Annotated in this window: 12 protein-coding genes; 2 read left to right on the top strand and 10 right to left on the bottom strand. The window is 42.7% G+C overall.

Annotated features, from left to right (window positions below):
* Window positions 1-4: 4 nt before the first annotated feature.
* From AC1XUD_RS10945 to AC1XUD_RS10985, 9 genes are all read right to left on the bottom strand, one after another.
* Complete coding sequence (locus tag AC1XUD_RS10945) at window positions 5-1594, bottom strand: serine hydrolase domain-containing protein (RefSeq protein WP_483361033.1); 1590 nt, start codon at window positions 1592-1594, stop codon at window positions 5-7.
* 129 nt (window positions 1595-1723) lie between these two features.
* Window positions 1724-3061 (bottom strand): S41 family peptidase, encoded by a 1338-nt coding sequence (locus AC1XUD_RS10950; RefSeq protein WP_483361034.1) that lies wholly within the window; start codon window positions 3059-3061, stop codon window positions 1724-1726.
* A 99-nt stretch (window positions 3062-3160) separates the two neighbouring features.
* Window positions 3161-3715, bottom strand: coding sequence for a hypothetical protein (locus tag AC1XUD_RS10955; protein WP_483361035.1), 555 nt, complete (start codon window positions 3713-3715; stop codon window positions 3161-3163).
* A 344-nt stretch (window positions 3716-4059) separates the two neighbouring features.
* The gene (locus AC1XUD_RS10960; protein WP_483361036.1) at window positions 4060-5274 is read right to left on the bottom strand and encodes an ATP-grasp domain-containing protein; all 1215 of its coding nucleotides are present in this window, start codon (window positions 5272-5274) and stop codon (window positions 4060-4062) included.
* 141 nt (window positions 5275-5415) lie between these two features.
* On the bottom strand, window positions 5416-6882 hold the full coding sequence (locus tag AC1XUD_RS10965; RefSeq protein ID WP_483361037.1) for a leucyl aminopeptidase family protein: 1467 nt from the start codon (window positions 6880-6882) through the stop codon (window positions 5416-5418).
* A gap of 177 nt (window positions 6883-7059) precedes the next feature.
* Window positions 7060-8610: a M20/M25/M40 family metallo-hydrolase gene (locus tag AC1XUD_RS10970; protein WP_483361038.1), complete on the bottom strand. Its 1551-nt coding sequence runs from the start codon at window positions 8608-8610 to the stop codon at window positions 7060-7062.
* A gap of 254 nt (window positions 8611-8864) precedes the next feature.
* The gene (locus AC1XUD_RS10975; RefSeq protein WP_483361039.1) at window positions 8865-9356 is read right to left on the bottom strand and encodes a VOC family protein; all 492 of its coding nucleotides are present in this window, start codon (window positions 9354-9356) and stop codon (window positions 8865-8867) included.
* A gap of 193 nt (window positions 9357-9549) precedes the next feature.
* The gene (locus AC1XUD_RS10980) at window positions 9550-11991 is read right to left on the bottom strand and encodes an outer membrane beta-barrel family protein (protein ID WP_483361040.1); all 2442 of its coding nucleotides are present in this window, start codon (window positions 11989-11991) and stop codon (window positions 9550-9552) included.
* A gap of 483 nt (window positions 11992-12474) precedes the next feature.
* Window positions 12475-12840: a DUF6249 domain-containing protein gene (locus AC1XUD_RS10985; RefSeq protein WP_483361041.1), complete on the bottom strand. Its 366-nt coding sequence runs from the start codon at window positions 12838-12840 to the stop codon at window positions 12475-12477.
* A gap of 221 nt (window positions 12841-13061) precedes the next feature.
* Here AC1XUD_RS10985 and AC1XUD_RS10990 point away from each other — a divergent pair, with 221 nt between their 5' ends.
* Both AC1XUD_RS10990 and AC1XUD_RS10995 read left to right on the top strand, forming a co-directional pair.
* Window positions 13062-13613 (top strand): RNA polymerase sigma factor, encoded by a 552-nt coding sequence (locus tag AC1XUD_RS10990; RefSeq protein ID WP_483361042.1) that lies wholly within the window; start codon window positions 13062-13064, stop codon window positions 13611-13613.
* 22 nt (window positions 13614-13635) lie between these two features.
* A complete protein-coding gene (locus AC1XUD_RS10995; protein ID WP_483361043.1) occupies window positions 13636-14139 on the top strand; it encodes a hypothetical protein in 504 nt (167 codons plus the stop codon).
* 41 nt (window positions 14140-14180) lie between these two features.
* Here the strand turns inward: AC1XUD_RS10995 and AC1XUD_RS11000 are convergent, their stop codons facing one another.
* Window positions 14181-16595, bottom strand: coding sequence for an ABC transporter permease (locus tag AC1XUD_RS11000; RefSeq protein ID WP_483361044.1), 2415 nt, complete (start codon window positions 16593-16595; stop codon window positions 14181-14183).
* Between the last annotated feature and the right edge of the window lie 138 nt (window positions 16596-16733).

Consider the following 16733-nt stretch of genomic DNA (forward strand, 5'->3'; position numbering starts at 1 on the left):
AAGACTAGTACACTTTTTTAAATTCGATGTTCCAGCTTCGGGAGGTACTAATTTCAAAAGACTGAATCTTTTTCTTTTTCGACCGTTTGAAAAGAAGATCCGCTTTGATACCTCTAACGAGAAATCCGTCTGCATAAGACGGTTCCATCAAATATGCAGGCCCCGAAATTAGCTGCAGCTCAATTTTATCATCTTTCTTTCTAACTTCGATCACGCCGCCAACTTCCTCTGAGTAGTATTTTCCCAAATATTCTTTCAGGTCTTTTTTAGCTTCAACAGAGCTGATGTGATAACGCATCAGGTCAGAAAAAGGAGGCGCGATAATCAACCCTCCGTAACCATCAAAGGATAAAGTGATACTGTAAAATTTGAATTGTGCTTTGTCTAGCGGCTTCAATATCGTTTCTGATAACAGAAGCCCGTCAGCTCCTAATGTTATATCTACGTCCCTCGAACTTTGTCCACTTTTGTACAGGCCGACATAAGATTTAAGTTTCTCAGTATCGGCAACACCCTTCGGTTCTTTTTCGATTGGAGAAAAATCCCCTTCTCCCCTGGCAAGCATTTGGAAAACGTCCATAGCGGGATCAATCCCCGTAGTATCCAGCATTGAAGTATTGCTCAACCAAGCCACAGACAATTGCTGATTTGGAGAACAAATAAGTTTGGCTCGATATCCCGCGGTGGCACCACCATGATAAAAAGTGCGATCAGCTCCCTTGCCGCCAATAAAAAGCCCGGCTGCATAATTGTTGACCTCACCGTTATTTAAAGTATCCGAAGCAATTTGCTTCTCTTTCAGTTTGCCTCCCAATTTTCCATTACTATAAAACTCGTTCCATTTCAGAAGATCCTCAGCGGTAGTCAATAGACCACCAGGACCATAAATGTTGTTTTCGGGCATTGACATTTTGAATTCCCCACTCACAACCTCATATGCATAGGTTCTATTGGGCACAATCTTGCAGTAATCGTTGCGCCATTGCGTGTGGGCCATTCCGGCAGGATCGAAAATATACTTCTTTGTAAAGTCAGGCAATGACGATCCACTCACCTTTTCAACAATATGAGCCAATATAATATAGTTGGAATTGCTGTAATTGTATAATTCACCGGGCACACTATTAAGCTTGCCTTGACGACGAATCATATCCATAACACTTCGATTATCCGGAATATTAAGCACTAACGGCCATCCTGCAAGCTCTGCTATATCGCTCCATTCCCGCAACCCGCTGGTGTGGTGAATTAGGTGCCTTATCAGTATTTTGGATCCGTAGGAAGGCAGATCCGAAACATAGTTGGAAATAGCATCGTCGAGCGATAACAATCCCTGATCTTCCAATATCAGAATGGCAGCAGCCGTAAATTGCTTTGAAACCGATCCCGCCTCAATTAAACTCTTAGTTGTGACCAAAGTTTTGTTTTCCAAATTTGCGAACCCCCAAGCTTTCGAATATATAACCTCCCCGTTTCTGCTCACCGCCAACTGACCACCGGGTTTCTTGTCATTGTAAAATTGAAACAGACTATCAACTCTCTCTCCTAAATGCTGTGCGAAAGATGGCTGAGAGAACATAGTGGTCAAACACATCACTATCAATAGCGTTGATGCGACCTGTTCTTTGTGTAGAGATTTACATGACTTCAAATTTTCCAGCTGTTTAAAAACAAGTATTGATTTATAAATAAAAAAATGCTTTTATCTTCTCGGTCGATAAAACTAATTTGATCTCAGCCATTTGATCGCCGCCAAAATTTTCCCATCATGCTTCAAATCGCTAAAATCGTCATCCGTAGTCAATTCAACATCCGGTGCTATTGCCTGTAGATATGTCTTTCCGGTCCGATCTTTGAAATTGGAAGTAGCCAGAACAAATCGTGTATCTCGCCCCGGATCGAGTGTTAAAACTGATGTAACTGAAACCAGCCCTCTGGTAGGTTCGCCAAAAAATTTCGTATTAGGCCGCCCTTTTAGGGCAATGCATATATCTTCACCAGCACTCGCCGTTCCACCCCCAATAATCACGGCGATCCGAGGGGTATAGTTTTGAATCAAACAATTTTCAGAAGACCTGCTTGCGGCCAATTGGCCATTTTGAAAGAATCCTTTGTCGGTCAGCAGCAATTCCTGATTCGTGCTGTCTTTAACAAAGTAGCCTACCACCCCATTGCCTACCAGATTTCCTAGACCGACTATCATGGCGTTAAAATTCCCTCCGCTATTTCCCCTCAAATCAATAATCCAGCTGGTATTTTTATTGTAATCCAAACTGCAAATAGCTTTCTGAATTTCCGCTGCTGCATTATCTATATCCTCCTGTCCAAGAGGAGTCATCGCTGGAATGTGAATGTAGGCAATATTCCTATCGAACATCTGAGGAGACATCCGGAACAGATAAAAGTAATTAATCAGCTTGAATTTGGAGCGACTTTTGACTTTCAGAGTATATGGATTAGAGCTTGGCTTACCCTTGTAAATAAGGTTTCCATGACTATCTTTCAAAACAGTCCACAACCTGTGATAAGTCACATTCAGAACCGAGTCAGGCAGCACACCATCGACGCTGAAATATCGAATATGATCGAGACTGTCCCAATTAACATTCTTTCTATAAAGCGAATTTTCTTTCGCAAACAAAATCATCCCATTTGCTTCTGCTTGCCTTACAACCATCTCGTCCATCTGTAAAAAGGTAACTTTTGTCTCAACCTGAGAACCTGCTTTCCATAGGCCATCAATCGACACGCCTTTGATGCCCCCACGGAATTCAATTTCAGGAGCCGCATCCTCGATCATAAATGACAAAGAGTCGACGGACATTCTGCAACTACTGATGCGATGGTTGAACAGTTGCTTTTCAGACAAGGTGATTTTCCCAGTAGCCTGTCCAATCCAGTTCTTTCGTATCGTCAAAATGACTTTCATTTTCTTATCGGGTGTAACAGGCACTTGTCCTTCCCAATAAGTCGTAGATCCACCTAATTCAAACGATTGCAGAAACCCAAAGATCAGAAGCAGTACTCCTCCTGATATGATTAGGATTTTTTTTAAACTCATTATGTCAATTTTACCATGTTGACGAACATATCCTCAACAACCTTGAAAATTTCCTTAAAACCGAACCGGATATACTTAAACGTAAGTCTTGATATTGAATCAGTTAAGCCCGGAAAGTGCGCTTTCCGGATCAGTGGTGTGCAGCAATTCTACATTTCCACGAAGATCCATCAGAAAACTATGGACATGCAGAGATCTCATCTGCGGGTGATAATCACTGGTAATAATCTCATCTGTCAATCTCGCCGCATATTTAGTATGTGCCTCTTTTTCATGATCGTCGGTTAAAAATTCACTGCCGTTCAGGAATGATTTATAAGCTCCGCACTCCCGATGTTCCATAATATAGATATCCTCAATTCCGTGTAAATCGATCGCAAGACCGATGTGGTTGAACAGCGAACCTTTCCAGTTTTTGAAGTCCTCAAACTTACTTGTGACATCATGATTATAATCTTCCGAAAACGCCGCGAAACACGCACTTAGAGAAGTGCCCGCCAAAATAAACTGGTCATAACGGTTAGTCAGATTGTCATGTTCCATAAATCCGACGATTTCATCAAGCAAACGCAGATCCATACAACTTACCAGCAATACATTTTTACGCGGCATTCGGTATCCATCAGGATAGTTGCGATTCACATTGGCAGCCATTCTTCGATATTTTAATAAATTTTTAGTCGAAATGATTTGGTTAAAAATAGATAACGACTGTCGAAATAACCAATATTCCGGAAGTATTATTTAACCGCAATGGACGCAATGGACACAAGGGTTCGACCATAGGAAATTATGGTGGTGAGACGGAGAATCAAGGAGATAAAAAAGGAACACCAAAGATTAATAACTCACTAACTCGCAATAATGGTAATTAATCTTTGGACGGAAGGTTTTGCCGCAATTATTATTCACTGTTACTCGAAAAACCCCTGAGCCAAACTTATCAGTAACTGTTAGCGAACCGCCCTAAAAGCTAATAGCTATTAGCTAACAACTCCCTAATGTGTTGGCTTGTCGGGTGCTGGAGCCGAAGCATGGAAGTCGTTTTGGATATTCTCTGCATATTTATCCAACAACTCCATTACTTTTTCGAGTTTATTGGCGCGAACGACCAACCCAACATGGTAGGGTTCAGACATACGCCAGACGATTTCCATGTCGTTAAAACGGGAGATATCAGGATATTCCTGCCGAGCCAGCGATATCACAATTCCTGAATACTCCTTTCGAACAGGTGGCAATTTATAGTCGATCCCGGAAGCTTCACAGGTTTCCATTTTGGCCCACTCTTTCCAAAGGTTTATGCCCGAAGCGGCCTCCACCATTTCAGATAAATGTGCGCCACCCACCCGGGACGAAGTTTCGAGAAAATAGTATTTACCGTCATCATGGCAACGGATCACTTCGGTATGCGACGCGCTATGACGAAGCCCAAATGCTTTTAACAAATCGATCGCAAGCGTTTCAAGTGCGTGTTCTTCTGAAGAATCGAAAGGAACGGTCACGGACCGGAAAATTCCACCACCATGAGCAACATCAAACGGGGGAGCGAGGTATTTGCTGCACCATATGAAAACCACGCGGCCATTATAAGAGATAGAATCAACATGATATACGTCACCTGGTTTGAACTGTTCGACCAGATAGGCGTGGCGCTTATCACCCAGACTATGAATGGTCTCCCAAAGCTCATCCGCGTTACTCAGTTTCTTAATACCTGTCGCGGACGCCTCCGATCGCGGTTTGATCATCCACGGACCGGGATATTTTGCAATAAATCGATTAATCTCGTCATCATTAAACAGCGCAGAAAAGCCCGGTACCCGAATCCCCGATTCCAGCGCCTTGGTCCGCATGGCGAGTTTGTCACGGAAATACTTTCCGGTGGTCTGCCCCATGCCGGGAATCCTGAAATACTCTCTTAAAAGTGTTGCTTTTTCAACATCAAAATCATCCAGGGCGACGATTCGGTCAACAGGTCTGGTTCGCATGACGTGAGAAAGCCCCACGATGATCTGATCCATATTATAAGCCCCATCCTCCCCTACTTCAATATAAAAAAACTCGTCTACACATTCCCTGACCCACGGTTTGTTCTCCAGTCTTTTGTCGGTCAACAGAAACACCCTGTTGCCAGCTTCCTTACAAGCTTTTAAAAAATCGTTGCCCTTGAAAAAAGTTGATATACAAAGAAAAGTAAGATTTCCCGTCATAAAATAGCTGTTGGTGTGCAATGGAGTTCCCGACGCAATACGTCCTTTCCCAAATCTAACAAAAAGTACCTGCTTTTTTGAAACTCTTTAATATTTTATTTCAGCTTATTTGAACCTTATACCTACAGAAATTAAAGAGAATCACGCCTCTGAAAGCTTTGACAAATAAGCTCTTAGCAGGCGAATACCATATGCTGTTCCTGCCCGACCTGGCACAAATTGGATATCTCCAAAAGCTACCCCTGCAATATCAAGATGCGCCCAACGCGGGTGCTCTTCTGTGAAAACTTCCAAAAATTTGGCAGCAACAATGGCTCCTGCCAACGGTTTTCCATGGTAATTTTTCACATCGGCGATATCCGAGCTGATCTCCTCTTTATACTCATCCCATATGGGGAGCCTCCATACTTTTTCTCCGGTTTCCTCAGCCGCAATATTTATTTCCAGAGCAAGGTCATCATTGGCTGTAAACAAACCAGCCGCCTCATATCCAAGCGTTTGGACGACACTACCAGTTAATGTAGCCAAGTCAATAACAGTATCCGGGCTGTAATTTCTAATGGCATATGTGAGCGCATCGGCGAGTATCAGTCGCCCTTCCGCATCGGTATCGATCACCTCAATGGTTTTGCCAGCATATGAACTGATCACATCTCCAGGTTTTGTCGATTCGCCGTCGATGCAGTTTTCAGTTGCGGGAACCACACCTATTACGCGAATCGGCAAGCCTAATTGCGCAACAAGCTCCACAGTACCCAGCACAGCAGCGGCTCCACCCATATCACTCTTCATGAGGTGCATATTGGCCGATTGCTTAATCGAAATTCCTCCGGTATCAAACGTAACACCCTTTCCAACTAGCGCTACAGTTTTGGTATAATGCTCAGGAGCATATTCGGTCACAATCAAAAAGGGCGGTTCTGCACTTCCTTTTGAAACAGAAAGTAAGGCATGCAGCCCTTTTTCCGCCAGACCTGATTTATCTATTATTTCAGATTTATATCCATTCGCGGCCGCAGATTTTTCAGCCCACATTGCTAAAACTGCCGGGGTTTTAAAATTTCCCGGAGCGTTCATTAAATCCATTATACGAACCTGAACACCTGCCGTTTTCTGCGCCAGCGATATTCCTTTTTCAATTGAATCAGAAATTTCATCCACCCATATATTTAGCCTTCCACCCTCTCCGAAAAAATCGCTCAGTGGCTTCGGTGATGATTTATATAGCTGGATATCGTATCCACCAAGTAATATACCATTCACCGCCATCTCGATCCAATCCGCAGTTTTCCCTCTGCCGTCCAGCGTAATATCCACCGGCCAGCGGTCTTTTCTTTTATGAAAAACCGAGCGGAATATCGTCAAAAGCGTTGGCAAATTCGGCGTCTTTCCAAGCCCCAGCCATAATTCTTTTTCTGATTGCCACCAAAGTTCGTCCTTGCCTGCTTTGAAAATTTCATGAACAGGCGCAGCTTCCGACTCAAAAGTTTTAATAAGAAGACTTCCGCTCGCCGGATCGACAGTTTGTTGTATATGCATGATAGATTGTATTCTTTGATATATCCTCAAAGCTATGAAGGTCAGCGGGAATTCAAAAAGCGCCTTCATTTTTTGAACTGATTAAAGACGAACGCAGGGCTCTAGTAGATGACTTTTTAAACCAATAAATAGGCTTATCTAGGCAATGTCAATTCCTGCATATTGATATTCCCAATTTACAACTCAGCCGCGATTCGGACTATACCAAACCACGGCTGAATTACCAGATAATCATACTTCCGAAAATTAATCCAGTCCACCTCTCCTAGTCGCCTTCCTCTGCTCAGGCCAGGTTCCCGGGTCGCCGTTTGGTTTCGCTGGCAATACTATTTTTTGTCTCGAAGTTGTCGCAGGATCTTCGCTGGCCTGATATGCCATAATCGCAGCTACGATCGCATTGCTTCTTACATCATCAAATACGATTTTGTCGAACGTATCTAGGTTCGTATGCCAGGTATAAGTTCCATATGACCAGTTCAGCGAGCTCAAAGAAAACGCTGGAGCATCCACAGCCACAAAAGATGCGAAGTCAGAACCGCCAGCACCTGGTGCGCCAGGGAATCTGGTTTCAATATTTTTACGAATATTCTCGGGCACCGCAGTTAACCAGCGACCCAGATAATCATATGAGTTTAAGAAACCTTGTCCTGCCAAATTCACGACACGCCCGGTTCCATTATCCTGGTTGAAAACCGTCTGGATGTTCTTGACAATTTCCGGATGGTCTTCTACAAACGCACGTGAACCGTTCAACCCCTGCTCTTCACTTCCCCAATGACCAACCAATATGGTTCTCTTTGGATTCGGATATACCTTTTTCAAAATTCGAATCGCTTCCATCATCGTCAAAGTTCCGGTTCCGTTATCGGTTGCACCTGTTCCTCCATCCCATGAGTCAAAATGGGCCGATAGAATCACATATTCGTCAGGTTTTACCGTTCCTTTAATTTCAGCAATAGTATTAAAAGTCGGCACCACGCCATTTTCTTTTGAGTCTGCTCGAACACTGATTTTCGGTGTATGACCTGACTCAGCCAAACGGAAAAGCAGACCATAGTCTTCCAACGCAATATCAACCGTCGGTACTTTCTTGGTATTTGCTCCAAAAATTTTGTTTGCTCCAAATCCTTTTGACCAATATGAAGCCACGACACCGACTGCTCCCGCTTTTTCAAGCGCAACAGGCAACGTTTTCAAGGTATAACCCGTTTTTGCAATTCTTTTTGTCCAGGCTTCCGTTTGGGCATCTCTGTCTTTTTTCATTTTTTCAAATGATTCCTTCGTTCCAAATTCCTCCCAGTTATAATCAGGACGGCCGGTGGGTTGCAACATCGATATCATCACAAATTTACCTTTCACAGAAGGAAGCCACTTTTCAAACGCCAGAGAATCCGCCAGATCAGGAATAATGACCACGTCTCCGGTCACTGTTTTTCCTCCCGTACCCGGGCTCCACGCCAACTGCATTCCCTGCAACGATTTTACACGCGGGGAAACCATATCAATATGCGTCACTCCTCGTTCCCAGCCACGCCATTCGCCCCATTTCTCATTTCTGGCGGCGATCCCCCAGGTTTTGTACTTGGATACTGCCCACTCATGTGCCTGCGCCATTTGCGGCGTGCCGACAAGTCGGGGCCCCACAACGTCCAATAGCTCATGACCGAGCTTTTCAATTTGGGAATTTTCAGTGGCCTCTTTCACAATGGCGTCAACCACAGGATTGGATTTCTGGGCAAAAGTGGTTAGTGCGGTACTCAAAAGCAGTCCTAGCGCGAGACTGGATAGGTTTTTCATTAGGTATTAGGTTTTAGCTATAAGGTGTTAGTTAAAATTGTATTGACCAAGCTTTATTGGCATTATAAACAGCGACAGAGCTTTACATCAGTTTATCATTTTCCCAATTTATGAATATTGATTTAACAGTCCGAAGGATCGGGGAATATTGCTAGACAGCCGTTGAATATGAATATTATAAAACCAGAATTTCTGTTCCGCTTATATGGAACAGGAATTCTGGTTATAAGTCTTATGGTAAACAGATCGTAATTCTAAGCCAACTCTGCCAACAAACTTGTTAAATTTAAGCTACGCGTGTACATTTCCAGAGATCCGTCTTCAAGATAACTCCACTCTTCCTGGGGGCGATCCCAATATAACTCTACACCATTTCCATCGGGATCATTGAGATATAAAGCTTCTGATACACCGTGATCGCTGGCACCGGTGAGGGGATAGTTGGCCAGATGTAATCTCTTGAATATCACCGCCAAATCCTTTCTCGTCGGATATAAAATGGCAGTATGAAATAAACCCACGCCGTGGGTTGGCGCGGGTGGTGCGTTTTTGCTGTACCAAGTATTGAGACCAATATGATGGTGATAGCCGCCGGCGGAAATAAATACAGCCTGATGTCCATACCGGGTAGTTATTTCGAAACCAAGTAAGTCGCAGTAAAACTCCAGCGCCTTGTCTAAATCAGAGACTTTCAAATGAACATGACCTATACGGGTCTGAGCGGGAACGGTATATTCAGGTAACATATCCGGGTAGTTTTCATATCAAATTCAAACCTAATATTACCATATTTCCAGAATATATCCGTCCCGTAAAACTTTTCAAACCGAGTAAGCCATACAACCATATCCCTCATTTCAAATCCAAATGGCCACGTCACCGCAACTAATGACAACCATTGATACAAACTGACCACATTATGACAATTCCTGACAAACCCTACCCCCCATTTTGAACATCGTCATTCCGGATACCGCGGCGGCTCTTTTTGATACCGTCCTTCAGTTTCCCGAATTTGTAATTGACGCTGAAATTAAACGACCGGAAATAGTCCCAACGGTCGGTATATTGAGTAAAATCAGTCCCGAATGACTCCCGGTGGTTATACCGGTATTTATTGAAAGGGTTGTTAACAGAAGCTGAAAGCGTCAATTTATCAGTGATTAGATCCTTGTTTACACTGAATGAATTGCTAAAGAAGGCATTCGTTGTTCCTTGAAATGACAGGTTCGGTCCGTTGCCGTAGAAGCTCGCAGTCGCGCGCCATCCCTTTTCGAATCGGTATCCTGTCGTCAGCGCCAGGCCGTACATAGCTCCCTTGTTTTTAATCAACTTACCCTCAACCTGCCCCTCGACAAAACCATAGGCAACCCGTGCATTGAGACTCGCATTCCACTTTTTCGTAATTGGATAATTGATATTCACATTCAACATCGGGAGCTTTGCCGTTCCTGTGTTACCATATGAAGTGCGGGTAATATTGGTGGTAGAATCATAGGTAAGTACTTGAAAAATAAGATCTTTAAAATATGTTAATCCTAAACTTCCATTGACCGATATTTTTTTAGACCAGGTAAAACCAAGTTGAATATCATTCACCAAAGCTGGCCTCAAGTCTGGATTTCCCGTGCGTTCGAAGTTCGGATTCGACTTGTCAACAAACGGATTCAGCTGCCATATTCCAGGACGCTGGATGCGCTGCGAATAGCCTAAATTGAAGCTGGTTTTGTCATTAATCTTATGACTCATTGATACAGAAGGTATTACATTAAAGTAATTTCTGGCAACTTTCGAATCGGTCGACATGAAATCGGCTTTGATGATGGTCTGCTCTACACGAACGCCTGCTTTAAGTGTAAACTTCTTTAAATTGTACTGGTAGGTATTATATGCACCGAACACGTTTTGCTGGTTATTAAAATCGTTGCTCAACTTCGGATCTACTACATAATCTCCCCCGTCGCCTGTCGCTACGCTGGTTTGAAATTTGCTTTTATTGCTTCTGAAAATACCCTTAACGCCAGCTTCAATACTCAACTTTTTGAGAGGATATACAAAGTCGACCTGAGCTGTTTGTTCTCCAAAACTCTGGTCGTTGAACTGTCGGTAATCAGGCATATCGTAATTAATCTTATCCGTGATTCCAATGTTGTTCGTACGGTCGTTTTTGTATCCATAAATGCGGTAAGAGAACGTCAGCATACGGTTTTTATCTTTTTTGAACCCACGCTGGTAATTAAATCCGCCGTCCAGTCCCAGGCCTTTTCCGGTAAAACCATTCCGCAAAACATAGCGTTGATATAATTCATCATTCTGCACCAAATTGCTTTCCTGCAAACTCCAGTTGTTAAACCGATCGCCATTAAGATTGAACTGACCTGAGAAAAGATTCAAACTATCCAGCTCATAGGAAAGCTCATATCCCATATATCCACTGCGGCTGTTTTGTTTTTCCGTTCCGGGCTGCGTTAGTAAAGACGGCACTTCTCCGGTCGTCTCTCTTTGATTGATGCTGGTAATCACAGGGGTATTATAGATACTGGCCCCACCAAAAGCTGATAAACCGAATTTTCCCAAACGCGCCGTCACAGAACCGCCCATTCCGGGCCCGCCAGCCGGAAATTTGTGACTTGCGTTCAATGAACCGTTATAGCCGTTATCAATTTTTTTATTGGTAATAATATTAATAATCCCAGCCAGACCTTCTGCATCATATTTAGATGGAGGAGTTGTAATTACTTCAATTCTTACAATTGAAGACGCTGGCATACTGCGGAGAATATCACGATAATTACGCTCCATCATACTCGAAGGCTTGCCATTAATCAGAATTTTAAAATCCTGATTTCCTTTCATAAAAATATTATTATCCGCATCCACAGACAGCAACGGCACTTTCCGGATCATATCCAGCACACTATTGACCTTACTTTCCGGATCGGCCTGCATGTCATATGATATACGATCCACTTCCTGAGAGACTATCGGTTTCGCTGCAACTACTTTGACTTCTTTTAACCCGATCGTTTCAGCGCTCAATATAATATTTCCGAGATCGAGCACCTTTTGAGTTGAATCAGTCAAATTGGCTTCGATGCTTTTTGAGCGATATCCTACACCAACGATCACGACGGTATACTTTGCGGGCTTCAAACCAGTAAAAGCGAAGTTTCCATTTTCCTTAGTGTAGTCGACTTTAATGACCGTATTCGGATCTGTCATCAAATTGGCGGTAATAAAATCCAGCTTTTTAGACGACAAGGAGTCGGTAACAAAACCGGTGACGGAATATTGGCCGACTACTTTTTGAGCGAACGCACGATTGCCCAACAGCGAGAAGAGGCTGCAGATCAGGAAAAAATTGAGAATAAATGTTTTCATCTTTAAGTGATAAAATATGGCTAACAGATTAAAAGGGCACAAGGATATTGCTCGAAAACAATGCGTTTTCTGGCTTTCAAGGCATTTGTTGTGGTAATAAAACACTTACTCAGGTCTTCCAATTTTCAGGATTCGACCACGCATTAACTGCACTATTTACGCTTTCTCCGAATATCTATACAACAAAGGTATATCAAGGTACTATGTCTTGCAAGGTACTTGGTGAAAGATTTTTAGCAAAGTGATAAACGGTATCATTTCAGGATGATTGGCAAGAAATTAGCATTAGTCATCATCGTGATTTCGGAATGATTGATATTGAGACTCCATTAAATGGACGACTGCCGCCCTTTCAGGATTTAAAGGATTGTGGGTTCTGATTTTTTCCTATGATCATGTCAACACGTGTGGCTACAACAAGTCGCAAGGAATGAGCGGATTATAGCTAAATTTGAGTCACAAAATTTAACCGAGGCTCATTTTTTACTCTTTCTTTTTTTCAAGTTGACGCTCTACCAGGAAGTTGGCAATGAGGCTTAGGCCTCCAAAGAGAAATATCATTCCCATAACCATGAAATCGTTGACAAAGTAATATTTGGCAATTAAACTATACGTTATAATTCCCAGTGCAATGCCCACAAAAAACATCCCGAATTTCAGAGTATAGGACACCGAGCGATTTTCTTCGGCAAAAATTTTCGCATCTACTCCTCTTTCGATCATGGCTATACGTTCACGATGGCGCCCGGTTAAAAATACATATGCTATCCCAAAAACTGCCATAAAGGCTGCGACTGAAACAAGAACTCCATTCATGATATGATCTATTAAAATTGTACTTACCACCATATGACCTAGGTTTAGCAAAACTGGTTACAGATTTTATTATTTTCATACAAAATAAAAATATCTGGTCTTTTGTGTAACCTGTTGTGTGTTCTGGTACTCTTATCCTTAACATGTAGAAACGCGGTGTTTAAGGAGTTAAACACAGAGTTTAGCAGATAAACCCCGTGCGACTCTGCCTAAACTCATTAGAAACTCTGCGTTCAAAATAAGCCTCGCTATTGATGAAGCACAAGGAAGATCAGGTATATATTGATAAGGTAAAAAATGGAGACCTGGCTTCCTATTCGTTCCTCGTTGACCGGTACAAGGATATGGCCTTCACGATTGCCCGGAAGATTATGAGGAATACGGAAGACGCCGAAGATGCTGCACAGGAAAGTTTTGTGAAAGCATATCAGCAAATTCATCAGTTTGAAGGTAAAGCCAAATTTTCGACATGGTTATATACCATTGTTTACCGAACTTCTGTTTCTAAATTGCAGAAGCGTGGCGTATTCTTATTAGCTATCAATGAGGAGATTACAGAAAATTATTCTGATGATTTCGCGTCGCCGCAGTTGGACATTATACATGCGTCAGAGCAGCAGCAATATGTTAGGCAGGCAATTGACAATCTTCCTGAAACTGATGCGCTGTTGATTACCTTATATTATATGAATGAAAATTCGATCAAAGAAATTGAAGATATTACAGGCTTGACGGCGTCTAATATCAAAGTGCGGCTGTTCAGAGCGAGGAAAATATTAGAGAATTCATTACGTTTTTTGTTGTAGAAAAGTCGGAACGGTTTGAAATATGGAAAAAGACGAAGAAGATAATTTCAAAAAACTGATTCAAAAGGCTGGTACAGAAGTGACACCTTCGGATTTTACTTCGATTGTGATGAAATCCGTGCAGGCTGCTGCCCAACAGCAGGCGGAAACTGAAATTCGTCTGGTTAAACTTTTGCAACAAAATCCTGTTGAAACACCTTCAGCGTCTTTTAACAAAAACGTACTCGCCAAACTGGAACCCTATCCATCCAGAGCCGAAATGCCGATCATCAGCAAAAAGGTCTGGTATTTCATTGCGGCAAGTTTTGCTGGATTACTGATTTACGCTTTTGCGAGCCAAACTTCAGAATCCGGGCAACAGAATCCAGGTTTCGTTTCGGGAGTCGATGAGCTAATACTTGGAGCCATACCTAAAATCAGCCTTATTCCGCTTCAATATCAACTCACGTTCGTGGCCATTGCCGGGTTGTTTTTACTGGACAATTTAATCCGACAAAAGTTGGCAAACCGGGTTACAAAAATTTAGAATGTCAGGGCAGATATGTCACCGCCCCGACTGAGTCTGATTTATTCAGTACGCAGAGCTTTTACCGGATTCATCCTCGCAGCTCGCAGGCTTTGAACACTTACTGTTAGTAGCGCGATTACAATCGCGGCTATACCTGAGAAAAGGAATATCCAGACATTCAATGTGATATGGTAATTATAACCCTGCAGCCACTCGGACATGGTATACCAGGCAATAGGTGATGCGACAATCAACGCGACCACAACCAGTTTGAGGAAATCGACTGAAAACAAGCTGAATATATTGAAGCCCGTCGCTCCGATGGCCTTCCTGATCCCCATTTCCTTGGTTCGTGATTCAACCATATATGCCAACACTCCATACAAACCCAGACAGCCGATGAAGATGGCGATGCCAGTGAGGATGCGGAATAACGAGAAAAGTCTTTCCTCTTTTTCATAAAACGCGCTGATCGTTTCGTCCAGATAGGTGTATTTAAAAAGGTAGTCGGGAAAAACTTCAGTCCAGGCTTTTTCCACCGACGCCTGCATTTCCTTACTCATCTGGCCATTTATTTTCAGACCAACCGTCCCGTAGTTATCCCTCGAAGTAGTCAAAACGCATGGGATGATCTCTCGATGCAAACTGTATGTGTTGAAATTCTTAACAACTCCCACGATTGGAAGTTTATAATCCGAGCCACCGATTGCGAGTCGTTTTCCAATCGCATCCTGAGGAGTTTTCAGTCCCAGTTTTTTCACAAACGCCTCGTTGACAACATATTCCCTCATAGTATCCGCCGGCAAATATGTGCGCCCTGCCACCAACTCCAAACCGTATGTTTTGATATAAGCACTATCAGCAGGCCGCATTACAACTTCAAAATCCAGAAACTCCTCCTGGTTTTCATATTTAAATCCTGTCTGCCAGTTACTACCTGACATTGGAGTAAATGCACTGAAACTCATCGATTTGATCCCAGCGATATCTGCCAGTTTGGCTTTCAGGTTATCTACCTCTCCGTTCTGATTATCGGGTAATGGTAAATTGACGATCTGCTCTTTTTCAAAACCAATATCAAGCGTGCGGAAGTATTTCATCTGAGAATATACCACAACCGTTCCGATGAGTACAAGCTGGGAAATTGTAAACTGTAACACAATCAGTCCTCGTCGTAAATTGCCCTGCCCACTACCAGACTTGGTTATTTTACCTTTCAAAGCCTGAATGGGTTGAAATCCGGACACTATCAAAGCCGGATAAAAACCAGCCAGAACGGTGATCAATAAGAATAAAGCAATTACAAAAAGTCCGACCTGCGCATCACTGAAGAATGATATACCATCTGCATTAATATTGAGTGTATTGGCAATATAAGGCATTGTAATTTGCGCCAAAAGCAGTGCGAGTATAATAGCGAGAACGGCCAGAAAGCCAGTTTCCGATAAATATTGTTTCAGCAATTGACCACGAGAGCTTCCTAAAACCTTACGAACACCCACCTCTTTCGATCGGCGAAGCGACTGCGCCGTTGCCAGGTTGATGAAATTGACACAAGCCGATATAAGAATAAAACCTGCAACACATATCATCGACCAAATCATACCTTTGCTGATCGAGCGATTGGCGTAGTTATTGGATATGGTGGAAAAATGGATATCGCTGATGGGCTGCAATTTCCAGTCGTTTTCCGCAAAATCTTTCTCTGAACGGTATTTTTTGGCAAATGCCTTCAGGCGTTGATTCATATTCGCCTCACTGATATTTTCCGGCAAACGCATATACAATTGTCCGCCGCCATAGGTCGAAATCCAGTCATCCCAGTTTGTGAAAGCACCATAATTTTTCAGGGACGAAAACGAAAGCATGGTATTGAATGGAAAACTTGTCGTTGAGGGCGCATCAGCTACAATACCTGTCACCGTAAAGTCCATTTGGTTATTTACTTTGAAAATTTTGCCTATCGCGTCAACATTGCCAAATAGCTTTTTAGCCTGACTCTCACTTAAAACCGCAGATCCGGGAGAAGAGAGACTTGTTTTAGGACTCCCGGTCACCCAGTGGTAGTCCAGAAGATTGAAATATTCGGGTCCGAGAAACGCAACGGCATATGCCGGATCAGAAAACTTCGCTTTCTCATTTCCTTTAGTGACAGTTAACAGGGCATTTCGGATACCATATGTACAGGAGATTTTATCTTTCAATTCCGGAAAGTCGTTCCTAAGCGCGTCGATAACCGGCAACGGAACGCCCACGCCAAGTCCCTTCCCCACCCCTTTTTTATTCTCGTTTACAAATCGATATACATCATTATAATGCTGATGATGGGTATCGAAACTAAGCTCGTAACGTACTGCAAAGAAAATGACAATACAAGAAGCCAGCCCAAGGGTGAGTCCTAGTATATTAATAACGGAGAAATTCCAGTCGCGTTTCAGATTGCGAAACGATGAACGAAGATAGTTTTGGATCATAGCGGAGCACTTTTCTTTGTTTTCGACAATTAACCACAACTGTAACAATTTCATACCATACACATAACATACACAATATCAATTTGTTACAAACTAAAAAACAAAAAAAATTGTCCACTTCCGAACATGTAAAAGTTC

It is taken from the genome of Dyadobacter sp. HNCC25DJ184, from assembly GCF_056895215.1.

Bases quoted from the DNA above. Each gene is read 5' to 3' on its own strand.
- AC1XUD_RS10980 (WP_483361040.1), bottom strand. From the start codon at position 11,991: ATGAAAACATTTATTCTCAATTTTTTCCTGATCTGCAGCCTCTTCTCG.
- AC1XUD_RS10975 (WP_483361039.1), bottom strand. From the start codon at position 9,356: ATGTTACCTGAATATACCGTTCCCGCTCAGACCCGTATAGGTCATGTT.
- AC1XUD_RS10995 (WP_483361043.1), top strand. From the start codon at position 13,636: ATGGAAAAAGACGAAGAAGATAATTTCAAAAAACTGATTCAAAAGGCT.
- AC1XUD_RS10970 (WP_483361038.1), bottom strand. From the start codon at position 8,610: ATGAAAAACCTATCCAGTCTCGCGCTAGGACTGCTTTTGAGTACCGCA.
- AC1XUD_RS10955 (WP_483361035.1), bottom strand. From the start codon at position 3,715: ATGGCTGCCAATGTGAATCGCAACTATCCTGATGGATACCGAATGCCG.
- AC1XUD_RS11000 (WP_483361044.1), bottom strand. From the start codon at position 16,595: ATGATCCAAAACTATCTTCGTTCATCGTTTCGCAATCTGAAACGCGAC.
- AC1XUD_RS10960 (WP_483361036.1), bottom strand. From the start codon at position 5,274: ATGACGGGAAATCTTACTTTTCTTTGTATATCAACTTTTTTCAAGGGC.
- AC1XUD_RS10990 (WP_483361042.1), top strand. From the start codon at position 13,062: ATGAAGCACAAGGAAGATCAGGTATATATTGATAAGGTAAAAAATGGA.
- AC1XUD_RS10945 (WP_483361033.1), bottom strand. From the start codon at position 1,594: ATGTGTTTGACCACTATGTTCTCTCAGCCATCTTTCGCACAGCATTTA.
- AC1XUD_RS10950 (WP_483361034.1), bottom strand. From the start codon at position 3,061: ATGAGTTTAAAAAAAATCCTAATCATATCAGGAGGAGTACTGCTTCTG.
- AC1XUD_RS10985 (WP_483361041.1), bottom strand. From the start codon at position 12,840: ATGGTGGTAAGTACAATTTTAATAGATCATATCATGAATGGAGTTCTT.
- AC1XUD_RS10965 (WP_483361037.1), bottom strand. From the start codon at position 6,882: ATGAAGGCGCTTTTTGAATTCCCGCTGACCTTCATAGCTTTGAGGATA.